This is a genomic window from Terriglobales bacterium (assembly GCA_035487355.1).
Taxonomy (GTDB): Bacteria; Acidobacteriota; Terriglobia; order Terriglobales; family Acidobacteriaceae; genus QIAW01.
On record DATHMF010000087.1, the window covers coordinates 1 to 6,270 of the forward strand.

A 6,270-nucleotide genomic window follows, 5' to 3' on the forward strand; every position below is an offset into this window, starting at 1 on the left:
TGCCGGCTTACGGCATCGGTGATGACGCCATCCATTTTTCGCTCGGTGGGGGCTTCATCCTTTGCCGCAGGCCGATCGCTCCGCCGCAAATAGAGGATCAGGATCTGGAACAAATAACTGCTGCACAATTCACGAAATAGCGGCTGTTTTTGTTCGCCTTCCCATCGAATGCGCTCGAAAAGATAAGAAATTTCGGCGTCTTCTTCCAAAATGCAGGAAGGCGCCCGGAGCAGCGATTGCCTCAACAGCTTGTCTTTCGCATGGAACTTAATATCCAGCGTCTTGACCAGATCAACCGGATTGAGACCGTGGTATTGATTGGGCTTAATCAGGAACAGTGCAGGTTTGCTGAGATCATAGGCTTGTTCCTGCAGAAAGAAGCGGCCTTCTCCCTGAAGAAAATAGATCATCTGGAAGTAATCATGCTTGTGTCTCTGCAACTTCCAATGGGGCTGGTAGTCAAAACGAGCAGTCCACAGCACTTCTACGGATGCGCTCAGCATAGGTCTCTGGTCATCGTCTCATATTACGAGACACGATTTCTCGCAGTGAAGCATAGTGCGGAGCCATGAGTCCTGTCAATATTTTTCTGGCAAAGTACGCGAACGCCCAAAATATATATCATTGACCGTGCCCGGATACACCAGAGGGTTATCAGCGTATAAAACAGAATGTTTTCAGCAAAACAATTGGTTGAATATCCGGCGTCTGAATAATGATATGTGTGCCGCGCAATTCGATTTTCTTTAGTTGTTCTTTAAGTTCCTTCGTACAACGAGACATCCTATGGGAGAAGTATCTCTACAAGGCAAGGCCCTGATTTTATATCTCTTCGATGTTTGCGAAGAGATCAATCTTGATCAACTGCGCAGCATCCTGGGCACAAAATGCGTGGGGCAAGGGTTGCAGAAGCATGCCGCTTATGAAAATGCCCAGTTCATTCGTCCGCCGGTGGTCGAGGCGCTCGATCCCTTTGTCATTGATGGCAGTCAGCCCATCCAGGGAACCATCAAGTATTACGACTACGGAGTCGTGAGCCTCATCTTTGAGATTCCTTTCCAGGGCGATTGGAGGGCGCTTATTGATCTTTCCAGCCGTTGGATGTCGGAGAGCCGGTTGGAGCAACAGGCCAGCGCCATAGCCCAGGAAAAGCTGAAGGTCGTAGCTGCTGCACTGATCAAACCTTATAAGAACTGGTTGAACGAAGATTATTTCATCTTTGCTGTCAAAGAAGTCCCGGGAAGTTCCACCGCAGCGGAGTTGGTGCGCGCCCATGCTGCTGAAATCGCGCAGATCGTACGCGGCGAAACTTCTCCGCTTTCGGAAGGAGAACAGGCTGAGGTCATACAGTCGAGCATTTCGTATTATCCGAGCGATCTGGCGGTCATCGGCTGGAATGCTGCGTTCATTTATGACACTGAGACCGGCGCGCAAACCGCAATTCAATTGCTGGAGTACGCCAATTCACAGCTCCTGGAATTCCGTCACTACGATGATCTGCTGACGCGGGAGCTGGCCGGGGTATACAAATCGCTGGACCGCAAAGGCAGCGTTTTTGACCGCTGGCGGATGGGCCGCTCTGCATCGCGTCTGCAAACGGTTTTGCTCGACGTTACCGAATTGACCGAGCGCGTGGATAACGCCGTGAAATTTTTAAGCGACATGTTTTCTGCGAGACTGTATCGCCTGGCTGCCGCCAAGGTCGGAGTTCCCGATTACAAGAACCTGGTGCAGGAAAAATTGAAGACAGCAGAGGAGCTATACGGGTTCATGGTAGATGATTTTCACCAAAGCCGGGCCTTTGTGCTGGAGGTGATGGTGGTCATTATTCTGGTTATCGAACTAGTGTATGTTTTTCACGGAAAGGGTTGAGGAGACATGCACAAATGTGGTTCTCGGTGACGATAATGACGCCGAGTTGGCTGAGCGCTGAATGCTAAGTGCTGATTGCTAGATATAGGCGCGCTCAGCCGCCCGCAGCTCGCGGTAGCGGCGGAAAGCGACGCGTTCGTCTTCGAGTCCGAGGAGGGTGCGCAGGTTGCATCCCCGAAAGGTATACTTCAGCATTTTGGGGCCGTTGCGCAGCACGAATCCCGGACTGTGCCGGAGCGCGTTCGGAAAATAGGCAAGCTTGATCCAGCGCTCCTTGCGCCAGCGTAGAAATTCAATTTCCTCTGGCTCCAGATGTTCGGAACGGACGACTGCCGTCGTTCCGTCATATTCTTCTACCCGTTCATTCACCAGCAAGTTGCGCTCGACAAAATCTTTTGTCATGGGCGTGCCCGGGTACGGCGTGGGATGCTGGATGTACGGCCAATCCACGTAGCGGCGGGCAAACTCCAGGTTGGCATTCACGGAATCGCGGGTGTCGCCAGGATTGCCGACAATCAGCCCGCCCACCACATACATCTTGTTGCGGTGTATGTGCTCGATCGCCTTCATGGTTGCGTTGCCGAGAGTCTGCCCCTGCTCGCCGCGTTCGCGGTTCTTGGCGCTGGCCCGCAGGAATTGCAGATCGTCTTCCAGAATGTTTTCAATACCAAGAAAGACGTAACGAAAGCCCGCCCGTCGCATGAGTGGGGCCAGGGTCTCTCCGTGATTGGCGATGGCCGAGGTCATGCCCTGGATGAAGTATTCCACGTCATTGCAGCCGGCTTCGATGATGGCGTGGCAGAGCCCCTCGAAGCGGTGGACGTTCAACGTGATGTTGTCATCCACCAGAAAGAGACTTGTCGCGCCATTAGCGCGCGCGTCGCGAATATCGGCGAGAACGCGCTCGAAGGAGTAGGTATGAAAGTTACGCCCGCGCATGGCGATGATGGAGCAGAAGCTACAATCGTAAGTGCAGCCGCGCGAGGTTTCGATCACGTCAACCTGACGCCCCAGCATGGTATAGCCTTTGAGCACACGCGCTTTGCGGTTGGGCAAGCGAATCTCGTCTCCATCGAGAGAATGCACGGGGCGCGGAGGATTGTGATGCCACACGCCACCCGAGCGGTAGGAAAGCCCTGAGAGGGTGTCGTACGAGCCTCCATTTTCCAGGGCGCGCACCAGCTCACGAAAAGTCAGCTCGCCTTCACCGCGGATGATGAAGTCAATGCCGGCGTCGTCGGTCATATACGGCTCTGACGCCAAGCTGGGATCGTAGCCGCCGACAACGACTTTTACATCCGGTTTCAGCGAGCGAATCAGAGCAATGATCTTAATGGCAGTCTTGCGCTGAAAGGTCATCACGGAAAGGCCAACAACTTGCGGGTCCCACTCACGCACAAGTTTTTCCACGGTCTCGCGCACGCTTCTCTGCGCCAGGATCAAATCGGCAACGGCGACGCGATGGTGCGAGTCAACATTTCCCGCCAGCGATGTTAGAGCGCCATTAGGCATGCGGATGACAATGGAAGGCATGTGCTCGAAGGAGTCAGGCATGGAAAGCAGCAGGATGTTCATTCCAACACTCCTTGCAAGAGATTCGTAATGACTTCAAACCAGAGCCGAAGCAGCGCAGAGATTTGTTTTACCTTACACTGCCGTTAGCCGTGCTGGCAACCGCATAAGTTGCTATTCTTTCGTCAACCATCAAAAAGAGTGGCTGTCACCCACGTCCATGGTTTCCATGTCCTTGTGCCATTCGGCCTCGCTGTGGCTCTTGAGCAGGCGGATGCAACTGTTCCAGCGCAGGATGGAATCATCATTAGCCGGCGGACTGATGGCCTCGGCCTCCTTGAAGCAGCGCAAGGCCTCTTCCACAGTCACTAACAGAGTGTGGGGCGGCCGGCCGGCAGCAAGCTGGGACTTGGCGCGCCGTTCATGCAGGATTCCGGTGTAGTAGAGGTGCTCGTATTTATTGGTAAGTCGGTTGAAAGCCGCTTCGACTTCGGCGTAGCGGTCAGAAGCATGTCCAGTGAACTGGTCGGTGATGGCCAATCCCAGGTTGCGCAACGCGACCTGGTTCTCAGGATCGCTGGCCAGCACGTCGAGACAAATTGATTCGGCCTCTTTGGGTTGGTTGAGTAAACGATAGTGTTCAGCTTTGGCGTTGGCTTCCGCTACGCCGGCCATGGAGATGGATTTCAGCTCGAGTTCCATAACGCCCTCTCGCTTTGTATCAGGGCACGACTTTAATCGTGCCGTTAAGGTCTTCAAAGATGCGGGTTTTAGCCCCCTGAGGTGTAGAGCTCACTACCTCGCAGATTTATGCAACCCGTTCTAGCTTACCGCTTTCTTAATCTTGCGCACCAGTGCAAGCACGGGGTCGTAATATTCATCAACCACCCGCTCTTTCAGGGGAATAATGGCGTTATCGGTGATGTGAATTTCCTCGGGGCAGACCTCGGTGCAGCATTTAGTAATGTTGCAGTATCCCAGGCCTAATTCCTCTTTCAATAATTGCGTGCGCGAGACGCTATCCAAAGGATGCATCTCCAATCCGGCGATGCGCACGAAGAAACGCGGTCCGGCAAACTGTTCTTGTTTATTGTGATCGCGCAACACGTGGCAGACGTTCTGGCAGAGGAAGCACTCGATGCACTTGCGGAACTCCTGCACGCGGTCAATGTCACGCTGGTACATCTTCCAGTCTGTGCCCGGGCTAGGAGTGAAGGCCGGGATCTTTTTGTTCACGCGGTAGTTGAATGAGACGTCAGTCACCAGGTCTTTGATAACGGGGAACGATTTCATCGGGGCAATGGTGATGGGTTCGTTCAAGGGAAGCGCGTCCATACGGGTCTTGCAGGTAAGACGCGGCTTGCCGTTGACCTCGGCGGAGCAAGATCCACACTTGCCGGCCTTGCAGTTCCAGCGGACGGCCAGATCGGAAGCCTGATGCGCCTGCACGTAGTGCAGAGCGTCGAGCACGACCATGCCGGGCGCAATAGGTACGCGGTATTCGACAGGGGCGCCGCCGTTGCTGTCGCCGCGAAAGATTTTCAGTGTGGCCTCGGCGGCGTTGGAGCTCGTTGTTGCCGGGTTTGGAGATTGTGTTGTTGTTGCCATTGATTGTTTCTCTTTGTGCCGCAGGGGCTAAAGCCCGTAATTTTTATTCTCGTTACGCATGGTGAAGCCATGCTCTTCCACGATGATTCCTAACTTTTCTGTGTTACAGCAGGCTTGCTCTCCGCTGGTTTCGTCTCCGACAAAATCTGTTTCAACTCTTCCGGCATCTCGGGCAGCGGCGACTGCCGCAGACGCATGGTGTCGCCATCACGCTGGATGATGTTGTTCTTCTTGCCCCATTCGGCGTCGAGTCCGGCGTAGTCAATGCGGCTGTGCGCTCCCCGGCTTTCCTTGCGGGCAATGGCGCTGCGCGTAACGGCTTCAGCCACAGTGAACATATTTTTCAAATCGCGAGCCAAGTGCCATCCCGGATTAAACATGCGTGAGCCTTCCACGCGAACTTTAGCGGCCCGCTGTTTTAGTTTTTCCAACTCGCTCATCGCGCGCTGCAGGTCTTCTTCCACGCGGAAGATGCCGACCAAGTTCTGCATGGTCTCCTGCAAATCATGGTGAACGGAATATGGATTCTCACCGTCTGTCCGCTCAAAGGGTGCCAGCATTTCGCGCTCGGCTTCGGCCACTTGCTGTGGATCAAGGTTGAGTGCAGAAGCTTTCTTCGCATATTCGGCAGCACCCTCTCCCGCGCGGCGTCCGAAGACCAGAAGGTCAGAGAGGGAATTGCCACCCAGGCGGTTGGCGCCGTGCAGCCCGGCGGCAGCCTCACCGGCAGCGAAGAGTCCCGGTACGGTAGATTGCGCGGTCTCGGCCTCTACGCGAATCCCACCCATCATGTAATGACATGTCGGACCGACTTCCATGGGGCCAGAGGTGATATCAACATCGGCCAGCTCTTTGAACTGGTGATACATGCTGGGCAGCTTGCGCTTCACGTATTCAGCCGGCTTGTGCGAGATATCGAGATAAGCGCCGCCGTGCTCGCTTCCCCGGCCTTCGCGCACCTCTGTATAAATGGATCGTGCGACTACGTCGCGGGTGGAAAGCTCCATGCGCTGCGGATCGTATTTTTCCATGAAGCGCTCACCCAGCTTGTTGCGCAGGATACCGCCCTCGCCGCGCACGGCTTCGGTCACCAGGATGCCTTGCACGCCTGGAGGCCATACCATGCCGGTGGGATGGAACTGGACGAACTCCATATCCATCAGTTCGGCTCCGGCATCGTAGGCCAGAGCCATGCCGTCGCCGGTGTACTCCCATGAATTGGATGTGACCCGCCATGCCTTGCCGATGCCACCTGTAGCAATCACGATGGACTTGGCC

The 6,270-nt window shown here is 54.8% G+C and carries 6 protein-coding genes; 1 reads left to right on the forward strand and 5 read right to left on the reverse strand.

Annotated features, from left to right (window positions below; translation table 11 throughout):
- The coding region (locus VK738_16140) for an AraC family ligand binding domain-containing protein (GenBank protein HTD24189.1) at positions 1-503 on the reverse strand (503 nt) is incomplete at its 3' end.
- 283 nt (positions 504-786) lie between these two features.
- Here VK738_16140 and VK738_16145 point away from each other — a divergent pair.
- A complete protein-coding gene (locus VK738_16145) occupies positions 787-1,872 on the forward strand; it encodes a hypothetical protein (GenBank protein HTD24190.1) in 1,086 nt (361 codons plus the stop codon).
- 78 nt (positions 1,873-1,950) lie between these two features.
- On the opposite strand, the gene VK738_16150 is transcribed toward VK738_16145, so the two are convergent.
- The 4 genes from VK738_16150 to VK738_16165 form a co-directional block, all read right to left on the reverse strand.
- Positions 1,951-3,447, reverse strand: coding sequence for a radical SAM protein (locus VK738_16150; GenBank protein HTD24191.1), 1,497 nt, complete (start codon positions 3,445-3,447; stop codon positions 1,951-1,953).
- 129 nt (positions 3,448-3,576) lie between these two features.
- A complete protein-coding gene (locus tag VK738_16155) occupies positions 3,577-4,086 on the reverse strand; it encodes a hypothetical protein (GenBank protein ID HTD24192.1) in 510 nt (169 codons plus the stop codon).
- A gap of 120 nt (positions 4,087-4,206) precedes the next feature.
- Positions 4,207-4,992: a succinate dehydrogenase/fumarate reductase iron-sulfur subunit gene (locus VK738_16160; GenBank protein ID HTD24193.1), complete on the reverse strand. Its 786-nt coding sequence runs from the start codon at positions 4,990-4,992 to the stop codon at positions 4,207-4,209.
- An 89-nt stretch (positions 4,993-5,081) separates the two neighbouring features.
- Positions 5,082-6,270: FAD-binding protein (locus VK738_16165; GenBank protein HTD24194.1), on the reverse strand; the 1,189-nt coding region annotated here is incomplete at its 5' end.

What these genes read in the sequence shown, in the direction of transcription:
- VK738_16145 (HTD24190.1), top strand. Translation starts at nt 787, where the DNA reads ATGGGAGAAGTATCTCTACAAGGCAAGGCCCTGATTTTATATCTCTTC.
- VK738_16150 (HTD24191.1), bottom strand. Translation starts at nt 3,447, where the DNA reads ATGAACATCCTGCTGCTTTCCATGCCTGACTCCTTCGAGCACATGCCT.
- VK738_16155 (HTD24192.1), bottom strand. Translation starts at nt 4,086, where the DNA reads ATGGAACTCGAGCTGAAATCCATCTCCATGGCCGGCGTAGCGGAAGCC.
- VK738_16160 (HTD24193.1), bottom strand. Translation starts at nt 4,992, where the DNA reads ATGGCAACAACAACACAATCTCCAAACCCGGCAACAACGAGCTCCAAC.